This window comes from Aeromonas sp. MdU4, from assembly GCF_041929505.1.
Taxonomy (GTDB): Bacteria; Pseudomonadota; Gammaproteobacteria; order Enterobacterales; family Aeromonadaceae; genus Aeromonas.
Genome location: NZ_JBHFMW010000006.1, coordinates 163,278 through 179,965, shown reverse-complemented (window position 1 = coordinate 179,965; position 16,688 = coordinate 163,278). Strand labels below are relative to the sequence as shown.

The window sequence follows — 16,688 nt, the reverse complement described above, 5'->3', positions numbered from 1 at the left end:
CGGCAGCCTGTTGATGAAAAATTAACAACCCATTTACTTTCAGTAAGTTGCCACCTGTTTTTAAATGAGTGTTTTGACATCAGTATAGTCAGCAGACAGCAAGCACCCACTTTGTGGTAGCGTGTTGAGGCGCATCCCAGCGCAATTTTTGCCAAAGAGTGTGAAGGGTTTGGCATTTCATCAAAAAAAGGAGCGGGCCCCGGTTTGGGTGACCCCATAACAAGAGGGAATTTATGAGTTCCATTGCCAGGAATTACTTCAACCAGCTCAACGCCGACTACCTGGAGGTACACAGACGCAAAGAGGATCTCTTTTGGGCCACCTATATGGGCACCAGCGATGATCAGACCGGTTTCACCGCTGCCGAGCAGGCCTATAAGGCGTTCTGTGCCAATCCGGGCCGCTTGCCCGCATTGCGGGAGATGCTGGTGCTGGCCGAACAGGATGATCTCAAGCGTGGTCTGCAAGGCTGGCTGGCTTTCTTCGAGTGCAACGTGATTGAAGAACCGGCTGCCGCGGCCCTGATGGATGAGCTGGTGGCCGCCGAGGCGGATCTGTTCGCCCGGCGCCGCGAGTTGAAGTTGACCCTGCTGGACGAACAGGGCCAGCAGGTGGCCGGTAGTCTGCCTGCCGCCAGCACCTCATTGGCCGCCAGCCCGAACGAGGCGGTGCGCCAGAGTGCGCTCGCCATGTTCCACACCCTGGAGCAGTGGGTGGTCGGCAGTGGTTTTCTCGAGATTGTCGCCCTGCGCAACCGCTTTGCCCGGGCCATGGGTTATCGCGACTACTTCGACTACAAGGTACGCAAGAACGAGCAGATGAGCCCGGATCAGCTGTTCGCCATCCTCGACGACTTCATCGCCCGTACTGACGCCCGGCTGCAGCAGAGTCTCGCCGAACTGAAAGCGGCCAAGGGGGAGGCTGCCTTGTTGCCCCACAACCTGCGCTACTCCATCAGTGGCGATGTGACCCGCCAGCTCGACCCCTATGTGCCCTTCTCACGGGCGCTGCGGGACTGGGTCGAGAGCTTCCGCCGTCTCGGCATCCAGTATCGCGGTGCGACCCTGACCCTGGACTTGCTGACCCGGGAGGGGAAATACGAGAACGGCTTCTGCCATGGCCCGGTACCGAGCTTCTTCCAGCAGGGTGAGTGGATACCGGCGGTGGTCAACTTCACCAGCCTGGCCGATCCGGCGCAGGTGGGCAGCGGCTGGAGTGGCCTCAACACCCTGTTCCACGAGGGCGGTCACGCTGCGCACTTTGCCAATGTCACCGGCAACGCCCCCTGTTTCTCCCAGGAGTTCCCGCCCACGTCGATGGCCTATGCCGAGACCCAGTCGATGTTCTGTGACAGCCTGCTGGACGATGCAGACTGGCTCAAACGCTACGCCAGAAACGCGGCAGGAGAGGCGATCCCCGATGCGCTCATCAAGGCGATGATCGAGGCGCGCCAGCCGTTTCGTGCCTTCAACGAGCGCCAGATCGCGCTGGTGGCCTACTTCGAGCGGGATCTCTACGCCATGGATGAGGCCGAACGCACCCCCGAGGCAGTGCTGGCACTGGCCCGCAAGTGGGAGCGCCAGATCGTCGGGGTAGAGAGCCCGCGCCCGCTGCTGGCTATTCCGCACCTCCTTAATCAGGAGTCGGCCTGCGCCTATCATGGCTACCTGCTGGCGCTGATGGCGGTGGAGCAGACCCGCGCCTACTTCCTGAAACGGGATGGTTACCTCACCGACAACCCGCGCATCGGGCCGGATCTGGCCGACCACTACTGGGGGCCGGGCAACGGCATGAGTCACGATGAGACCCTGTGCAGTCTGACCGGCGAGGGGTTTAGCGCAGTGCCGCTGGCCGAGGCGTGCAACCTGAGCGCTGCCGAATCCTGGCAGCAAGCGCAAGCCTGCATGGCGGCCGCGCAGCAGCGGCCAACTGCCGGTGCGGGCTCGCCCCTCGACGCCCATATCCGGGTGGTGCACGGCGCCGAGCTCATCGCCGACAACCGCGAGTCGGAGAGTCGCATGCTGGCCGACTTCGAGGCGTGGATCCATAACCATTACCCAACCGCATCCATCGGGTAATTCTGTTGGCTCCCGGCGATCAGGCCGGGAGCTCTGCTTTTTATGACCATTGGTTGTCGCAGCCATGACATCAGTGACCTTGCGGGGGATGTGGTGCGACAATTTCTGTCGTTTTGCTGATGTTCTCTGCGATCTTTTCATCAGATATGTATTCGTATGAACACGAAGTGCCGGGCCGCTCCGCAAGGGAGGGGAACCCGCTATCCACGTGCCCTGATGCATTTTGTGAATCCTGTTTCGGTCGTTAGCCGGGTGCATAAGTATCGAACCGGATAGTCCAGTTGATAACCATTCCCATCTCATCAGATTGACTAAATTGTCCACAGCTGCAAAATCGCCCGCCTTGCCACTCCCGATGTGAATCGGGTTCGGAAAGCCTCAGATCTCCGCCCGGAGATGGCTGGGCCGCACATAGGAAAGGTGTCGGCTCATCGCCCGCCTTTCACCCTCAAAATCAGCACACAAGTCAGGACGTTCTCTTGCTTATCGGGCAGGAGCGGACGGGTGTGGATATCCGTATGGCCGTGCAGGGACGATATGACCAGCGTTTGTTATGGGTGGTATGTTGCGAATGAATCGCATCTTTTTGATGTTGGTGCTGTTACCTCTGCTGGTGTGTGCCAGTGAGGTAGACAGGGCGCGCGAAGCCTGGGTGATCAAGGCCCGGGCCGGGGATCTGGATGGGGCGGCGCACGGGCTGGATGCCCTCTATCGGCAGAGTGGTGATGGCAAGGTGCTCGACGATTTGATCGCCGTGCAGCTGTGGCGTGGTGATCGCAAGGGGGCATTGGCCGCCTGCGAGCCGTGCGAGTTCAGCGCCATCAGCAACAGCACGCTGGAAGGGGTGGCCCGTGCCGCCCGCGACGAGAAGCGTTACTCCGAGGCGATCAGCTATTACCGCGTCCTGCAGGGGCGCGATCCCGCCAACCGCAATGGTTGGCTCGGGCTGTTTCTCACCGCCAGCGATCAGGGCAACCGCGAGCTGGCCCGCAGCGCAGCGACTGAATATGAAGCCCGTTTTGGTCGCGATCAGGCGCTCCTCGATGCCCGTATCTATGCCGCCCGTCAGAGTGAAGACCCCATGGGCGAGCTGCTGGCCCGCCAGCAGTGGCTGGAGCTGGCGCCGGACAACCCCGATCAGGTGCTGGCGCTCTATCGGGTGGCGGTGAGTCTGGGGGCTGGCCCAGCGGCCGCAGAGCTGATGGGCCGTTACCCTGAGCTGTTCAAGCCGGTCGATCGGCTCTGGCTCGACTACTACCAGGCGGTCAATTTGTTGCGGATCTCGGCCCAGACCGAGGATCCGGTACTGGCCCGTCGCTCCCTGACCCGCACGCTGGCGCTGCAGGACCGGATCCTGGCCCGTGCGCCACACGATCATGTGCTCTACATCAGTGCCCGCCGCGATGTGGTGGTGACGCTGGTGGCGCTCGGTGACTTTGCCCGGGCCGAGCAGGAGTCCGCCGCGCTGCAGGCCGAGGGGCCGCTACCCGACTATGTACTGGAGGCGCGCGCCGATGCGCTGGCCGGACTGGGGCGGGCGGATGAGGCCTCCGTGATTTACCAGCAACTGGCAACGCTGGCCCGCGCCAAAGACAAGCGGCTGCTGGAGAAGCGCTTCTACGCCTATGCGGATGGCGAGCGCTATGGTGCGGCACAGGGTCTGCTGGCCGGTTGGCAGGAGCCGCCGACGCGCTGGGATTTCACCGGCAATATGCGGATGGCCAACGACGACTACGAGAAGGTGTTGCAGCTGAAAACCCTGCTGCAGGCCTGGCGTGGTGAGGCGGGCGCCGCAGAGAAACAGTTGGAAGGGTGGCTGCAAACCGCGCCAGCCAACCCCTGGCTCTGGCTGCAACTGGGGGATATTCGCCGTTGGCGGGGTCATCCCGATGAAGCCGAGCAGGCGTATCAGCAGGCGGTGCACTGGCTGCCTGCCGGACGCACCGTGCTGGCCGAGCCCGGTCGTCTCAATGCCCGGCTCGACAAGGGCGACTGGCAGGGCACGCCGCAGGCCGTGCGCACCCTTGGCAACCTGACCCGCGATCGTCAGGAGCTGCAACAGCGGCTGACTTTGGAGCAGGCGCCACAATTTGTCACCGAGCTGACCCATGGCCGCAACGAAGGGGGCTCGGTGCAGGCCAGTCGAGACTGGAGCTACGACAGCCGCCTCTACAGCGCTCGCAGCGATGGCGGCGATCGGCTGTTTGTCCGTCGTCAGGGCAGCTTTGGCGAGTTCGACCAGCAGCCCGAGCGCGCCGCCTATACCGGGCTGGGGGCCGAGCTTGCCTTCTATCCGCTGCAATTGACGCTGGAGGGGGGCACGGGTAGCGAGCTCAACCACAAAGGCTATCTGTGGAGTCGCCTTGACTGGCGGCTGGATGATCACTGGACGCTGGGCTCGGCCATCAACCTCAACAGTGCCGATACCCCGCTGCGGGCATTGGCGCGCGGCAACTACGCCGATCAATACCAGCTCGATCTGGGCTGGCGTCAGGATGAGACCCGCGAGGGGGCACTGCGGCTGGAGCGGATGGATATCAGCGATGGCAACCGGCGGCTGACCGCCTCCGGCTGGTTGCGTCAGGATCTCTGGCGTCGGGATCGCTGGTGGTTCGATACCACCTTGCGCGGCGCCACCTCCCGCAACGAGGCGGTGGAGGTCGACTACTTCAACCCCCTGCAGGATCGCAATCTCGAGCTGGAGCTGGCGGGGCGCTATCGACTACCGCTGGCTGGCCGTCGCTCCCTGCTGCAGAGCCTGATCATCAGTGGCAACAACTACTGGCAGCAGGGCTATGGCAGCGATCAGGGTTGGCAGCTCAGCTATCGCCATGACTGGATCCTCTCTCCCGCCCTCAGCCTGGGCTATGGCCTGGGCCGCCGTCAGGCCATCTATGACGGTAACCCCGAGTTCGGAAATTTCATCTTCGCCAATCTGCAATGGAGTTTCATGTGATGAAACGCTGGCTTGCTCCTTTCGTTTTGCTGCTTGCACTGCTGCCTTCGCTGACGCAGGCGGCCCGGCAACCCGATGACTACGTGGTGCTCTGCTACCACGATATCGTCGATCTGAAATTGACCCCCAACCTCAAGCTCTATCCCCAGACCATCCGGCGCGACACCCTGATCCGCCATTTCAACTGGATCAAGCAACAGGGCTATCACCCGGTCAGCTTCCAGCAGATCCTGGATGCCAAAGCGGGCAAGGCACCGCTGCCGGAGAAGGCGATCCTGCTCAGCTTCGACGATGGCTACGAGAGCTTCTACCGGCTGGTCTATCCGCTGCTCAAGCTCTACAACTACCCGGCGGTTTTTGCGCTGGTGGGCAGCTGGCTGGATGTAGCCGATGACAAGATGGTCCCGTACGGCAATGACAAGCTGCCACGCAACTACTTTGTCGGCTGGCCGCAGATCCGCGAGATGCAGGCCTCCGGGCTGGTAGAGCTGGCCTCCCACACCTTCACCTCCCACTACGGGCTGCTCGCCAACCCGCAGGGCAACGTGCAGCCAGCGGTCACCACCGCAGGCTGGAGCCAGCATGGCTACGAGAGCATGGCCGACTATCGGGCCCGGATAAAAGCCGACTTCGACGCCTCGGCCAGCCAGCTCAGGGAGCAGACCGGTCGGGTGCCACGGATCCTGGTCTGGCCCTACGGCGCCTTCAACCAGACGGCGCTGGAACTGGCCCGGGCCGCCGGGATGCCCTACACCTTCACGCTGATCGAAGGGCTCAACAAGCTGGGTGACTCGGGCAGCACGGTGCGCCGCTATCTGCTGGAGGAGGACACCAGCCTCGAAACTCTGGACGAGATCATGGGGGGTAATACCTGGGAGCGGCAGGTGGAGCGTTTGGTGCACGTGGATCTGGACTATGTCTATGACAAGGATCCGCTGCAGATGAACAAGAACATCGACATGCTGCTGGATCGGATCAAGGGCTACGGCATCACCACCGTCTATCTGCAGGCCTATGCCGATGACAATGGCGACGGGGTGGCGGAGGCGCTCTATTTCCCCAACCGTCATATGCCGGTCAAGGCAGATCTCTTCAATCGGGTGGCCTGGCAGCTCAAGACCCGGGCCGGGGTCAAGGTGTTCGCCTGGATGCCGGTGATGGCCTATGACATGGGGCCGAACCACGCCTATGTCACCGACAGCCGTACCGGCGCTCCGGCCAAAGAGCAGTATCTGCGCCTCTCGCCCTGGGATCCTGCCAGTCGTCAGCTGCTGCTGGATATCTACGAGGATCTCGGTTTTTACACCAAGTTTGATGGCCTGTTGTTCCATGACGACGCCTTCCTCAGCGACTACGAGGGGCCGATGCCGCTGGCGCGCACTCCGGATGCGCTGCAGGCGCAAGGGGAGCAGAAGACCGATCTGCTGATCGACTTCACCATGGCGCTGCGCGATGCCGCAGCCCGTTACCGGCAGGGGGGCGCCGACGGCCTTAAGACCGCCCGCAACATCTATGCGGCGCTGGTGACCGAGCCGCAATCCCAGCAGTGGTTTGCCCAGAGCATGGCGGCGTTTGCCAAGGCCTATGACTACACCGCCGTGATGGCCATGCCCTATATGGAGCAGGCGGAAAACCCCGACCAGTGGCTGGCCAGGCTGGCGGAAGATTCGCTGGCCCAGGTGCCGGCCAATCGACTGGTGTTCGAGTTGCAGAGCCGCAACTGGCGTACCGACCAACCCATTCCCGACGCCGAGCTGGCGCGCTGGATGGAGATCATCCAGCGCAAGGGGGTGACCAACTTTGGCTACTACCCGGATGATTTTCACAACAATCAGCCGGATCCGGCGGTGCTCAAGCCGGTCTTCTCGGTGCAGACCCAGCCCCAGCTGCCAACTACGCCGGTCGCTGCCAGTGCTGCCACGGCCACCCGCGTGGAGGCAACACGGTGAAGGAGCTTCTTGAAGGGATCGCCATCTTTACCCTGGCCTATCCCAGTCTGATGGCGATGGTGTGGGTCTGCGGTGGGCTCTATTACTACTTCCAGTGGGAGCGGCGGGATATCGCGCTGGCCAAGCAGGGGCTGACGCTCCCCTATTACCCCAAAGTGACCTTGATGGTGCCCTGCTACAACGAGGGAGCCAACGTCGAGGAGACCATCGGCCACCTGCTGCGTCAGCGTTATCCCGATCTCGAGGTGCTGGCCATCAACGATGGCAGCAAGGATGACACCGGTGCACGGCTGGATCGGCTGGCGCAGCAGGATCCGCGCCTGACCGTGCTCCACCAGCACAATCAGGGCAAGGCGATGGCGCTCAACAACGGACTGGCCGTGGCTAGCGGGGAGATCCTGGTCGGTATCGATGGCGATGCGGTGCTGGACTATGACGCGGTGCGCTGGATGGTGAAGCACTTCATCGAGAGCCCGAGGGTCGGGGCGGTCACCGGCAATCCGCGGGTGCGCACTCGCTCCACCATCATCGGCAAGATCCAGACTGGCGAGTTCAGCTCCATCATCGGCCTCATCAAGCGGGCCCAGCGGATCTACGGCACCGTCTTCACCGTCTCCGGGGTGGTGGTGGCGTTTCGCAAGCAGGCGGTCGAGGCGGTCGGCGGCTGGAGCAATGACATGGTGACCGAGGACATCGACATCAGCTGGAAGCTGCAGCTGGCCGGTTGGCTCATCCACTACCAACCGCAGGCGCTCTGCTGGGTGCTGATGCCAGAGACGGTGCGCGGCCTCTACAAGCAGCGGCTACGCTGGGCGCAGGGGGGCGCCGAGGTGTTTCTGCGCTACGGGTTGCAGGCGATGCGCTGGCGCAACCGCCGTTTCTGGCTGCTGCTGCTGGAGTATCTCTCCAGCGTTGCCTGGTGCTACAGCATGTTGCTGCTGGCGCTGATCTGGCTGATTGAGCCGGACTTGAGCGGGCTGGCGGTGGGTCACCTGTTCCAGTGGACCGGGGTGATGATGACTGCCATCTGCCTGCTGCAGTTCGGGGTCAGCATCTTTATCGACAACCACTACGACAAGAGCATGGCCCGCAGCTTTATCTGGTGCGTCTGGTATCCGCTTATCTACTGGCTGCTCAATCTGGTCACGGTGATCGTCGCCGTGCCCAAGGCGATCCTGCGCCGTCGTGGCCAGCTGGCCGTCTGGGAAAGCCCTGACCGAGGAGAGTCATTCCGTGACAAAGCATAAGTTGGCGAACGAGATGATCATCAGCAACGGCACCCGGCGCAGCTGGAAGTATCGGCTGCGGGATCTGCTGATCCTGCTGGTGACCTGGGGGGGCTGGCTGTTTCTGGCGCTGCAACCCTGGTTCAGCTATCTGGAGACGCAGCAGAGCGAGAGCTTTATCGGCTCGCTGGATGCTGTCGAGGTGGGGCAACTGTTTGTGGCCCTGCTGTTCGGCATCTTTCTGCTGATCCACTCTTGGGCGAAATACAACAAGTTGCTGTATCGCTTGATGAGGAAGCGAGCCGCTACAGCTAGGTCATCCTCATAAGAGGCTGCGCGATCCGACCTTTTGTACTGCGCCGGGGCTACCGGAGCAGCGCTGGGAGAGGCGTTTGGTGTGCTTGCATGAGGCCGCTGGCAGGAAGATTGCCCTTTCTGCCAGTCGTTTTGGTCATCATTGGTCACTCATCAATTACTTTTGTTCCACAATTTTCACAGATGGAGTGGCGTGCAAAGCGATCCATATTGGCCAGGAAGGGTCCGGCCGCCCAGCCGGTCACAAAGTCTTTGAAAAACTCTTTTCGCCTCTGCTCCGGTTTCACCTGTTTGCCATAGGATTTGTCGACCAGCACCACGATATGGTTGGTGTCACGCTGGCAGGTGGCACAGAATCGCATTTCAGTTGCGGTAAGCATCATCTCCTCCCTGTGAGTTGGCTGGGTGGAGCGCTCCCCGTACTCCACCGCAGACATATCTGACTCTCATTTGGCTCCCTCTGTCAGGCAGGTGTCAACCTATGTTGTTGTCCCTGAAAACTATTTTGCTTGTGGTATCAGGGTCAGTGCCTTGCTGACGGCAGCCTCCAGCTGCGGGTCGCGTCCTGCCACCATGTCGGCCGGGGTGAGCGGGACCTGCAGGTCCGGGATCAGCTCCTGATTCTCGTAGAAGGTGCCGTCCGGTTTGCGCAGCCCCAGCGTCGGAATGCCGTAGGAGAGGCCCGGCACGAGGCGGGAAGTGTGGCCGTAGACCGTGGTGCCGGTGCCGGGCACCGGCTCGCCGACGATGGGGCCGATCTTGAGGGTGCGATAGTACTCGGGGAAGGCGGACCCCTCCGAGTAGCTACCTGCGTTGGCCAGTACCACCGAGGGTTTGGTCCACTGGCGGGAAGCGGCATCGCTGGCGCCCTGACCCACTTTGGGCGCGGAAATCGCCATCCCTTGCTCCTTGCCGCTGCCGCTGAGGAAGCCGACCAGGGTATTGGCCAGATAGCCCCCCTTGTTGAAACGCACGTCGACAATTAATGCCTCGCTGCTGCGCAAGCGGCCGAGCGCCTCCGACACCAGCTCCTCATAGACGGCGCTGTTCATCTCCGGCAGATAGACGTAACCGACCCGGCCATTGCTCAGTTTGGCGACCTGATCCCGCCGCTTGGCGACCCAGCTGTCGAGCTGCTGCCGATACTCTTGCTGCTGATCGATGGCGGTTACCTCCACCTCGTCCTGCTCCTTGTTTCCGTTCTGCTGGAAGGTGAGGGAGAGCCGTGCCCCCGCTTTGTGGTTGAGGGCGCGATCAAGATCGGCGAGGGTCGCAACCGGATTGCCGTTGATGGCGAGCAACCGGGCACCGGCAGCGATATTGCTCTCCTGATCCAGCGGCCCGCCTGGCAGCAGATGGGTCAGTACGACCCCCTCCTTGCCATCCTGCCAGTAGCCACCGAGACTGGCGGTCTCGTCCGCCATATCGGGATAGCGGGTGGGGCCATAGCCCCAGGTGTGAGAGACGTTCAGTTCGCCCGCCAGCTCCGCCAGCAGATCGCCAAAGTCGCGGCCGTTATTGATGCCGGCAAGCAGCCGGCGATAGGTGGCGACATAGCTGTTCCAGTCCACCCCGTTCATGTCGGCGCGATAGAACTCGTCCCGGGTGAGACGGGCGATCTGGTCAAAGGCGGCCGCCATCTGGGCGTGCTTGCCACGGCTCTGCACCAGCTCGAAGCTGGCGCTGACTGCCTCGCCTGAGTCGAGGGTTATGCGGGTGATCTCCCCGTCCCGCACCAGGGTGGCCAGGGTTGCCTCCTGATTGAGGGTGGCAAGGGCTGGTCCCGGCTGGTCGCCAAACAGCTGGCGAGTCTCTCCCTTGCGCAGATCGAGCGAGTAGCCCTTGATCTCGCTCTCGTGGCTGGTGGGATGGCTCTCCTCGACCAGATAGATGAGTTGATCGTGGACCACCCGGCTGGCGAGTAAATTACCGCTGGGGAAGAGCTGCAGCGCCTCCCGATGAGATAGTCGTTCGGTTTCGAAGCCATAGCCTTCTTTGGGAGGGGGTACCTCGGCCATAAAGTCCGCTTTGGCAGCCCGGCTGCTGTAGATACCGAGCAGGTTGCTGCCCAGTGGCTCGCCATCGGCATCCAGCACCCCGTATCGGGTCGACTGCCAGTAGAGGATGCCGCCATCCTGGCTCCAGGCCGGAGCGCCATCCTGATAGCCGCTGAGGCTGACATTGACCGGTTTGGCGTTGGCAGTCCGGGTATCGATCACTGCAACCTCCTGCAGGGTCGAATCGGGGCGGAAGGTGAGGGCCAGATGGCGGGAGTCGGGGGCAAAGGCGAGCTGCACCTCATGACGGGAGGGGTTGAAGCTGGCAGGCACCAGTTCGCGCTGCTTGTTGCTCGCCAGATCCAGCAGATGGATGGCTTGTCCATCCACCACAAAGGCGAGTTGCTTGCCATCGGGAGAGAGAACCGGACGGCTGATCCCCTTGCCGGGGATGGCCAGCAGCAGGCTCTCCTGCAACGAGCCCGGATCGCTGAAGAGACGCTTAGGATCCGCTTTGTGCAGGCGATAGAGGGCGGCCGATCCATCCTGTTCGGAGAGGTAGATGAGCGAACGCTCCTGTTCGGCAAAGAGGGGGCTCGATTGCTCGCTGGGCGAGTTGGTTAGCTGGCGTACCCGCTCCCGCTCGGGATCAACGGCGAACAGGCTTCCCTCGCTCACCAGGATCAGCTCTTTGCCCTCCTCGCTGACCAGGATCTCGTTCGCCTGATTGTTGGAGTGGCTCTGTTCATCCGGCTCGCTGGCGGCTTGCGGGGTAATGTGCAGCTTGCGCGGCTCTTTGCTGCCCGCATCGAGGCGGTAGAGCTCCCCGAGCCACGACCAGACCAGATCGCCGCTGCGCGAGGCGCTCAGCCCCCGTACCGGATTGCCCTGGTAGTGGGTGAGTTGCTGCTCCTTGCCGCTGGCCAGATCGCGCTGCCAGACGTTGAAATCGCCGCTGCGCTCGCTCAGGTAAAAGAGGGTATCCCCTTGGTCGCTCCAGACCGGATCGGTGGCGGCGATGCGATCTTCGGTCAGCTGGTGGTGTGCTTTGCCATCAAATAGCCAGAGCCGGGGTACCGCGAAGGAGTGCTGGTGTTTGCGAAAAGGCTGATCCATGGCGGGCATCTGGTAGGCGAGCTGTGTGCCGTGGGGGCGAGCCAGGGTGGCTGGTAGTGGCAGATCGGCCTGCAGCTTTCCTCCTGTGACTGGAGTCCAGTAGAGCGCGCTGCCTTGCACCCCTTCCGCGACGAAGTGATCGGCGTTGGGGTCGGTCAGCCGCTGGCTGCTCAGCAGCAGTTGTTTGCCATCGGGGCTGAACGCCTGCGGCAGATCGGTGCGCGAATCGCGGGTGATACGCACCATCTTGCCGCCGCTGGTGGGAACCACAAATACATCCTCGTTGCCATAGAGGTTGGCGGCAAAGGCGAGCAGCTGGCCATCCGGCGACCAGATGGGGCGCTGGCTCAGGTAGTCGCTGCCGGTCAGTGCGGTTGCGGCCCCGCCTTGCGCGCTGGAGATAAAGATGCGTCCCTGCCAGGTAAAGGCCAGCTGCTTGCCATCGGGGGAGAGGGCGGGCTCCCGTAGCCAGAGTGCATCTGCGGCGAAGGCAGTCGGCAGCCAGAGCAGCAGCGGCGAGCACAGTAGCGAAGAGAGCAGCAGGGTGGCGAGGCGGCACGAAGAGCGCATGGCATGATCCGGTCGATGGGTTAAAAAGTCATCATCGCCGATCAATCGCCCCGGTACCATATCTGAAGTATGCGGCCATCCTATTGTTTTAAATGTTAATTGTTGATATTTATCGAGCGGATGGCGCAAGCCGCGGCAGGCGCGGCCAAGATATGTTTTAGCGGGCATATTGAGTATTGATGGCGATCCAATATCATGGCGCTCGCTCGCCAGCTGGCGAACCGAGTTCAGATGATTTGGCAACACCAAAGCCCGTACAGAGGCTTGTCGAGGGATGGAATGAGAGCCGTATTACTGTGTTTGTTGGGGCTTTGGCCCGCATTGAGTTTTGCCACCCTGTCTGCCGACATGGTGGTGGTCAAGAAATCCACCTATAGCCTGACCCTGATGAAGGATGGCAAAGAGGTGAAACGCTACTGGATTGCTCTGGGCCCGGCGCCCAAGGGGCACAAGCAGCGGGAAGGGGATCAGCGTACCCCGGAAGGTCGCTATATCCTCGACTACAAGAAGACCAACTCCGGCTATTACAAGGCCATCCACATCAATTACCCCAATCTGGACGATATCAAGGCGGCCAACGAGAAGGGGGTAAACCCCGGTGGCATGATCATGATCCACGGTCAGATCAACAGCATTGGCAACCGCAGGGTACAGCCCTCCAACTGGACCAACGGCTGCATCGCCATGCTCAACCACGATCTGGATGAGGTGTGGGATGCCATCAAGCCCGGCACGCCCATCATCATCGAGCCCTGATCCCCTTGTGCACGCCCGCGACTCCGCGGGCGTTTTATTTCCCACCTGTGATGGCGTGACAGTACTCGCTGTCCCGTGCTAGTTTGCTCGGCTCGTATTGGCTGTGACAAGGAAGATCACATGATGTCAGCAACGAGCTTGCCCGAGCGAACGGGGATGCTCTGGTGGCGCGCCACGTTGGATATGTTGCCGCTCTCGATTTCGGTGATCCCCTGGGGGATCCTGTGTGGCGCGCTGGCGTTGCAGGCAGGGCTGAGCCCTCTCCAGGCCCAGCTGATGTCGTTGCTGGTCTACGCCGGCGCAGCTCAGCTTTCGGCTACTACCCTGTTTGGTGCGGGTACGCCTCTGCTGCCCATCATGGGCTCAACCATGGTGATCACCTCCCAGCATCTGCTCTACGGCTTCACCTTTCGCCGTGACGTGTTGCCACTTTCTCTTCGCTGGCGTGCCAGCCTCGCCTTCTTTCTGACCGACGAGATGTTTGCGGTGGCGCTGAAAGACAGGGAGCGCAGCGGCCGCTTCGATCCGGCATATGCGCTAATCGCGGGCTTTGTCTTCTATCTGTTCTGGAATCTGGCGACCCTGCTTGGCATCGCCGCCGGTCAGTACATCGATGGACTCGACAGCATGGGGCTGGATTTTGCCATCGCCGCTACCTTCATCGCCATGACCATTCCCGCCATGAAAAACCTGCCCATGGTGGCGGCCACTCTGGTGAGCGGCGGCACTGCGCTGCTTACCAAGCCGCTGCTGGCGGAGATCCACATCATCGTCTCGGCTCTGGCTGGCATGGTGGTGGGCTATGTGCTGCACCGGATGAGGAGGTAACGTGAGCTGGCTGATGATTGGCCTGCTGGCCCTGATCACCTTTTTCAACCGCTTCGCCTTTTTCTCTCGGTTGACCCGATATCAGCCGGGTGCCGAGATGGGGGCGTTTCTCGGCTTCTCGGCCCAGTCGGTGCTGACCGCCATCTGGTTGCCCATCGTCTTTAGCTACGAGCCGGGGATCGGTCTTGACTGGGATCCTGACTACCTGGCCGCCACCTTGTTGGTGACGCTCTTGACCCTGCTGCGGCTGCCGACTCTGGTCGTGGTGGTGGTCGGTATGGGGGGCTTCTTCCTGCTGCGCGGGTTCGGAGGCGTGGCCGAGCTCTTGCTCTGGTAAAGAACGTGTCGTGATCTTGTCTGGCGGATGTCATTATCTGACATCCGCATTGTTGTGAATGTCACTTCAAAAAAAGCCTGTAAAGGGTAAGGATATGGCCTCTGTCCGTGAAGGAGTGTCCCATGTCTTTGACCGAAGCCTGTCAGCGCATCGTGCGCGATCCCCATCTCTCCCCCGCCCAGAAGAGCCACGCGCTGGCGCTGGCTGCCGAGAATGCGTTGCCCTATCCCGACCTGCCTGCTGCAGTTGCCGAGGCGATGGCGCAGGGGGTTGTCTGTGACATGTTCGAAGGACACGCACCCTACAAGCCGCGCTATGTGCTGCCGGACTATGAAAAATTCCTGAGTCAGGGCTCTGCCTGGCTGGAGCTGGCGGCGCCGCAGGATTTCGACGAGGCGCTTAACGCCCTGCGCATCCTCTATCACCATGTCCCCTCCGTCACCGGCATGCCGGTCTGGCTGGGTCGACTCGACCATCTGTTGCTGCCGTTTGTTGGTGAGCTGGATGACGAGACCCTCTATCGCAAGCTGAAGGGGTTCTGGGTCTATCTGGATCGGGTGCTGCCGGACGCCTTCATGCACGTCAACATTGGGCCTGATGACAACCGGATCTGCCGCCTGATCTTGCGCATCGACAACGAGCTCAAGCAGGTGGCGCCCAACCTCACCTTCTTCCACGATCCGGAGCAGACCCCGGACGAGCTGCTGCTGCAGGCGGTGAAGAACATCGCCGAGTGCAGCAAGCCGCACATCGCCAACTACCCGATCCATCGCGACACCTTCGATGCCCGCTGTTTTGGCATCGTCAGCTGCTACAACGCCCTGCCGCAGGCCGGTGGCGCCAACACCCTGGTGCGCATCTCCCTCAAGCGGGTCGCTGAACAGGCTCAGGGCATAGACGACTTCCTTGGCTGCCTGCTGCCCCACTACTGCCGTCTGGCCTCCCAGCTGATCGAGGCGCGTGCCGCCTTCCTCCATCAGGAGTCCGGTTTCTTCGACAGTTTCCTGGTCAAGGAGGGGCTGCTGGATGAGGATCGTTTCGTCCCCATGTTCGGTATCTACGGCATGGCGGAAGCGGTCAATATCTTGATGGATAAAGAGAATCTGCCGGATCGCTACGGCCATGACGAGGAGGCGAACCAGCTTGGCTATCGCATCTCGGCCCAGCTCTCGGAATACGTCACTGCAACGCCGCAAACCCATGCCTGGGGCGGCCGCGCTTTGCTGCATTCGCAGGGTGGCCTCAGCATCGATGTGGCTGTGACTCCCGGGGTGCGCATCCCTTACGGTCATGAGCCGGATCCGGCCAGCCATCTGCTGGCGCTGGCGCCGCACCACGGTTATTACCACTCGGGGATCAGCGAGATCCTCACGCTGGATCCCACCATCCGCCAGAACCCGCAGGCGCTGTTGCAGCTCTGCAAGGGGGCGCTCGCCATCGGCATGCGCGAGTTCACCGCCAACGTGGCGGACAGCGATCTGGTGCGGGTGACCGGCTATATGATCCGCAAGAGCGACGTGGCCCGATTCGCAGAAGAGGGCTCACGCTTGCAGACCACTTGTCTCGGCGCCGAGGCGAGTGAGGTGACCGCCATACGTCAGCGGGCACCGCGGGTAGTAGCCCATGAAGCAACCATCTGCGAGTATTGAGCGCCATCTTGATGGATGACGCTTTGCTGAAACGCAGCGCCCTGGTAAGCAGGGTGCTGCCGTTCTCTTGCGTTGACGGGCCGGGCAACCGGTTGGTGCTCTTCCTGCAGGGCTGCAACTTCCGCTGCCCCGGCTGCCACAACCCGCACACCATAGGGCTGTGCGACGATTGCGGCGACTGCCTTGCGGCCTGCCCGAGCGGAGCCCTAAGCCAGCTTGATGGCAAGGTCCGTTGGCGGGAGGTGCTCTGTACCGACTGCGACGCCTGTCTCGATGTTTGCCCGCGCAGCGCCAATCCGAAGATTGCCACCATGACGGTGGCCGGGGTGCTGGCCCTGCTGCGCAGCTACGGTCCGCTGCTGAGCGGCATCACCGTCTCCGGCGGCGAGGCGACCACCCAGCTCCCTTTTGTGGTTGCGCTGTTTGGTGCAATCAAGGGGGCGCCGGATCTGGCCCATCTCAGCTGTCTGCTCGACAGCAACGGTTCTCTCGGCGCGGCGGGTTGGCAGCGGCTGCTGCCAGTGCTCGACGGCGCCATGCTCGATCTCAAGGGGTGGCGCGATTCGGTGCATCACTCGCTGACCGGCTATGGCCGCGAGCGGGTGCTGGCTTCGCTTGAGCTGTTGGCTCGTCATGGCAAGTTGGCTGAGCTGCGGCTGCTCCATGTGCCGGGCCAGAGCGATTTTCTGGATGGAGAGGGTGAGCTGGATCACAATCTCAGCCAATTTTTGCATCAGCTTGGTGCGGTACCGATCCGTATCAACGGCTTTCGCCACCACGGGGTGAGGGGGGCGGCGGCACAATGGCCCGAGGCGACCCGTGACGAGCTGGAACTGCTGGCCAGCCGCCTGCGCGCAGCGGGTTTGGGGCCTGTTTCACTGCCTGCCCTGATGCTGTGAGAGACAGCGTCA

General features: G+C 62.0%; 12 protein-coding genes. 10 read left to right on the top strand and 2 right to left on the bottom strand.

Features of this window, described 5'->3' with window-relative positions:
- The first annotated feature begins 233 nt into the window (after positions 1–233).
- From ACE1BR_RS04485 to ACE1BR_RS04465, 5 genes are all read left to right on the top strand, one after another.
- The gene (locus ACE1BR_RS04485) at positions 234–2,078 is read left to right on the top strand and encodes a M3 family metallopeptidase (RefSeq protein ID WP_374867981.1); all 1,845 of its coding nucleotides are present in this window, start codon (positions 234–236) and stop codon (positions 2,076–2,078) included.
- A 571-nt stretch (positions 2,079–2,649) separates the two neighbouring features.
- Entirely contained in the window at positions 2,650–5,034 is a 2,385-nt protein-coding gene (pgaA, locus tag ACE1BR_RS04480; RefSeq protein WP_374867979.1) for a poly-beta-1,6 N-acetyl-D-glucosamine export porin PgaA, read from the top strand.
- Complete coding sequence (gene pgaB / locus ACE1BR_RS04475) at positions 5,034–6,983, top strand: poly-beta-1,6-N-acetyl-D-glucosamine N-deacetylase PgaB (protein ID WP_374867977.1); 1,950 nt, start codon at positions 5,034–5,036, stop codon at positions 6,981–6,983. The genes pgaA and pgaB overlap by 1 nt, the downstream gene beginning before the upstream one ends.
- Positions 6,980–8,230: a poly-beta-1,6-N-acetyl-D-glucosamine synthase gene (pgaC, locus tag ACE1BR_RS04470; protein ID WP_374867975.1), complete on the top strand. Its 1,251-nt coding sequence runs from the start codon at positions 6,980–6,982 to the stop codon at positions 8,228–8,230. The genes pgaB and pgaC overlap by 4 nt, the downstream gene beginning before the upstream one ends.
- Positions 8,217–8,537 (top strand): hypothetical protein, encoded by a 321-nt coding sequence (locus tag ACE1BR_RS04465; RefSeq protein ID WP_374867972.1) that lies wholly within the window; start codon positions 8,217–8,219, stop codon positions 8,535–8,537. The genes pgaC and ACE1BR_RS04465 overlap by 14 nt, the downstream gene beginning before the upstream one ends.
- A gap of 133 nt (positions 8,538–8,670) precedes the next feature.
- Here the strand turns inward: ACE1BR_RS04465 and ACE1BR_RS04460 are convergent, their stop codons facing one another.
- Both ACE1BR_RS04460 and ACE1BR_RS04455 read right to left on the bottom strand, forming a co-directional pair.
- Entirely contained in the window at positions 8,671–8,904 is a 234-nt protein-coding gene (locus ACE1BR_RS04460) for a hypothetical protein (RefSeq protein WP_374867970.1), read from the bottom strand.
- A gap of 120 nt (positions 8,905–9,024) precedes the next feature.
- The gene (locus tag ACE1BR_RS04455) at positions 9,025–12,207 is read right to left on the bottom strand and encodes a S41 family peptidase (protein ID WP_374867968.1); all 3,183 of its coding nucleotides are present in this window, start codon (positions 12,205–12,207) and stop codon (positions 9,025–9,027) included.
- 279 nt (positions 12,208–12,486) lie between these two features.
- Between ACE1BR_RS04455 and ACE1BR_RS04450 the strand changes: the two genes are divergently transcribed.
- The 5 genes from ACE1BR_RS04450 (at position 12,487) to ACE1BR_RS04430 (ending at position 16,676) form a co-directional block, all read left to right on the top strand.
- Positions 12,487–12,963: a murein L,D-transpeptidase family protein gene (locus tag ACE1BR_RS04450; protein ID WP_374867966.1), complete on the top strand. Its 477-nt coding sequence runs from the start codon at positions 12,487–12,489 to the stop codon at positions 12,961–12,963.
- A gap of 120 nt (positions 12,964–13,083) precedes the next feature.
- Complete coding sequence (locus ACE1BR_RS04445) at positions 13,084–13,791, top strand: AzlC family ABC transporter permease (protein WP_374867964.1); 708 nt, start codon at positions 13,084–13,086, stop codon at positions 13,789–13,791.
- Position 13,792: 1 nt separating this feature from the next.
- The gene (locus tag ACE1BR_RS04440; protein WP_374867962.1) at positions 13,793–14,128 is read left to right on the top strand and encodes an AzlD domain-containing protein; all 336 of its coding nucleotides are present in this window, start codon (positions 13,793–13,795) and stop codon (positions 14,126–14,128) included.
- Between the two features lie 122 nt (positions 14,129–14,250).
- Positions 14,251–15,777 (top strand): YjjI family glycine radical enzyme, encoded by a 1,527-nt coding sequence (locus tag ACE1BR_RS04435; protein ID WP_374867960.1) that lies wholly within the window; start codon positions 14,251–14,253, stop codon positions 15,775–15,777.
- An 11-nt stretch (positions 15,778–15,788) separates the two neighbouring features.
- Entirely contained in the window at positions 15,789–16,676 is an 888-nt protein-coding gene (locus ACE1BR_RS04430; protein WP_374867958.1) for a YjjW family glycine radical enzyme activase, read from the top strand.
- The last annotated feature ends 12 nt before the right edge of the window (positions 16,677–16,688 follow it).

Coding starts and splice junctions, on each gene's coding strand:
- ACE1BR_RS04485 (WP_374867981.1), top strand. CDS start 234: ATGAGTTCCATTGCCAGGAATTACTTCAACCAGCTCAACGCCGACTAC.
- pgaA (WP_374867979.1), top strand. CDS start 2,650: ATGAATCGCATCTTTTTGATGTTGGTGCTGTTACCTCTGCTGGTGTGT.
- pgaB (WP_374867977.1), top strand. CDS start 5,034: ATGAAACGCTGGCTTGCTCCTTTCGTTTTGCTGCTTGCACTGCTGCCT.
- ACE1BR_RS04460 (WP_374867970.1), bottom strand. CDS start 8,904: ATGCTTACCGCAACTGAAATGCGATTCTGTGCCACCTGCCAGCGTGAC.
- ACE1BR_RS04455 (WP_374867968.1), bottom strand. CDS start 12,207: ATGCGCTCTTCGTGCCGCCTCGCCACCCTGCTGCTCTCTTCGCTACTG.
- ACE1BR_RS04450 (WP_374867966.1), top strand. CDS start 12,487: ATGAGAGCCGTATTACTGTGTTTGTTGGGGCTTTGGCCCGCATTGAGT.
- ACE1BR_RS04445 (WP_374867964.1), top strand. CDS start 13,084: ATGATGTCAGCAACGAGCTTGCCCGAGCGAACGGGGATGCTCTGGTGG.
- ACE1BR_RS04435 (WP_374867960.1), top strand. CDS start 14,251: ATGTCTTTGACCGAAGCCTGTCAGCGCATCGTGCGCGATCCCCATCTC.
- ACE1BR_RS04430 (WP_374867958.1), top strand. CDS start 15,789: ATGGATGACGCTTTGCTGAAACGCAGCGCCCTGGTAAGCAGGGTGCTG.